Here is a 2,725-nt window from a genome sequence, read left to right as displayed (position 1 = left end):
CTCGCCGGCGCGCGCGCCGAGCGGATCGAGGCGCTCGAGGACGACAGCGACGGGCTGCGCGACGCGCTCGAGGCCGCGCGACGCGACGCGGCCAAGCTCGACCGCGACCTGGCGCGCGTGACCAGCGACAGCGCCGCCACCCTGCGTGCCGCCGACGAGAAGATCGCCCTGCTGACCCAGATGCGCGAGGAGATGGCGACCCGCTTCCGCGAGCTGTCGCGCGAGACCCTGCGCAGCCAAGGCGAGGAAATCGCCAAGTCGAACATGGAGCGCCTCAAGGCCACGCTGTCGCCGCTGCACGAACACGTCGGCCACTTCGAGAAAGCGCTGAAGGCGATGCACGAATCGTCGCAGAAGGAACGGACCGAGCTGAAGCTCGAGATCACCTCGCTGACGAAGAAGACCGAGCAGATCTCGGCCGACGCGCTGGCGCTGACGCGCGCGTTGAAATCGGACCAGCAGAAGCAGGGCGCCTGGGGTGAGATGGTGCTCGAGAAGATCCTCGAAGGCTCGGGCCTGCGCGAGGGCGAGGAATACGAGCTTCAGGCGCATCGCAGTTCCGATGCGGGCGGCCGGCTGCGGCCCGACGTCGTGGTCAACATCCCCGGCGGCAAGACGCTGGTGATCGACTCGAAGGTCTCACTGGTCGCCTACACCGATCTCGTGAACGCCGAAGACGACGACGTCGCCGCCGCGGCCGCCCGGCGGCACATCGTCTCGCTGCGCGGTCACATCGACACGCTGGAGTCCAAGACCTACCACGCCGCCGAGGCGCATTCCGTCGACTACACGATCCTGTTCGTGCCGATCGAGGGCGCGTTCTCCGAGGCACTGCGGCTGGACGGGACGCTGACGACCTACGCGCTGGAACGCCACGTCACGATCGCCACGCCGACGACGCTGATGATGGCGCTGAAGACGGTCGCGCATGTCTGGGCCGCCGAGCGGCGCAACCGGAATGCCGAGGCAATCGCCGACCGCGCGGGCAAGCTCTACGACAAGGTCAGCGGCTTCGTGGGCAACATGGAGGAGATGGGCCAGCGGCTGGGCCAGGCGCAGGACGCCTACGGCCGGGCCTTCGACCAGCTCTCGCGCGGGCGCGGCAACGTGCTGGGTCAGATCGACCAGCTGCGTGCGCTGGGGGCGCGCACCAGCAAGACTCTCAAGGCAGATTTCGACGCCGAGGATGCCGCTGAAGCGCCCGCGCTGCCGGATCGCCCGGCGGACGGCTCGCACCACACCCGCGTCGGCGCGCTGGAGGAGTGACGCGACCGGTCACGACGCGTCGGATAGGTCGACTTTGCATCGAATGCCGGCCTCACTTCCTTTGACGGAACGGGCGCGACACCGGTACCGTCTGCCCCTGCGTTGACCCTGCCGGTTGTCGGCGGCCGCACGGAACAGGAAGCGGGACCCGTGGTGCTGCCCCCGTCATGATCGATCGCGAGACCCTGCCGGGCGACGGAAACGCGCTGGTCCTGCGTCTGCTTGCCGCGCTCACGCGCTCCACGCCGGAAACCGTGGATCAGGCCTTCGACACGGCACTGGCCGAGCTTGGGCAGTTCGCCGGCGCGGACCGCTGCTACATCTTCGAGCGGCACGGCGCCGACGCGATCACCAACACATACGAATGGGTCGCCGACGGCGTGCCCGCGATGATCGACCAGCTCGACTGCCTTCCGCTCGGCCTGATCGAGGAGTGGATGCCCGCCCTTCAGCGGGGCGACGCGCTGCACGAGCTGGACATCCAGGAACGGCTCGACGGCTCGCCGCTCGCCTCCATCCTGCAGGGGCAGGGCATTCACGCGCTGCTGCTGGTGCCGTTCAGCGACGGCACCCGGTTCGAAGGCTTCATCGGCTTCGACAACATCCGCGAAAGCGCGCCGTTCTCGCCGGCATCGGTAACCCTGCTGCGCGCGGCGGCAGACCTCGTCTGGACCACGCTCAACCGCATCCGCACCGAAGGCCGCCTGCGCCGCGCCAACGCGCGCATGAGCGCGGTCCTCGATGCGATGCCCGACCTGGTATTCGAACTCGACGCAGAACACCGCTACACCGGCATCGCCGCTGGGCCACCCGCCCTGATGGCACTGCACCACGGCGGCACGGGCCAGCACATCTCCGACGCGATGCCGCCGGAGATTCTGCAGGTCTTCCAGGCCGGGCTGGACGCGCTCGACCCGACCGGCGAAGCCGCCGGCGCGCATCGCTACAGCGTCGACGGACCCACCGGCACGGTCTGGTGCGAGGCTACGTTCACCCCCGTGCAGATGGCGGATGGCCGCGCCGGGGCGATCTGCGTCGTCCGGGACGTGACCGAAAGCGTGCACCGCGCCACGCGGCTCGAACGGATGTCGACCGCGGCCGAGATGATGACGAACCACGTCATCCTGTCGACGCGGGACGGATCGGTCCTGTGGGCGAACCGGGCGTTCATCGAGCGCTCGGGCTATCCGCTTGACGAGATGATCGGCCGGCCGCTGGTCGCGTTCACCCGCAGCCCCGCCAGCGATCCCGACGCGGCGGCGCGCATCGCCGACGCGATGGCGCGGGGCGCGCCGTTCTCGGGCGAGATCATGAACCGCACCCGCGCCGGAGAGGATTACTGGGTCGACCTCAACATCAGCACGGCCCGCCCCAGCGCGGGCGAGGATCCCGTCATCGTGAATGTCGGCACCGACGTGACGCCCCTGAAGCGCGCCGAGGAACGCCTGGCCAACGTGAT

Annotated in this window: 2 protein-coding genes; both read left to right on the top strand. The window is 69.4% G+C overall.

All coding sequences use genetic code 11. The annotated features are described in order from the left end of the window. Window positions 1–1,266, top strand: a 1,266-nt coding sequence (locus tag ACFDTC_RS15555) for a DNA recombination protein RmuC (RefSeq protein WP_375259801.1), incomplete at its 5' end; no start/stop codon positions are given. Between the two features lie 167 nt (window positions 1,267–1,433). Next, window positions 1,434–2,725: PAS domain-containing protein (locus ACFDTC_RS15550; RefSeq protein WP_375259800.1), on the top strand; the 1,292-nt coding region annotated here is incomplete at its 3' end.

The sequence above is a fragment of the Citreimonas sp. genome (assembly GCF_042096055.1).
GTDB lineage: Bacteria > Pseudomonadota > Alphaproteobacteria > Rhodobacterales > Rhodobacteraceae > Citreimonas.
Note: the sequence above shows the minus strand (reverse complement) of the source record. Positions and strands in the feature narration are given on the sequence as shown.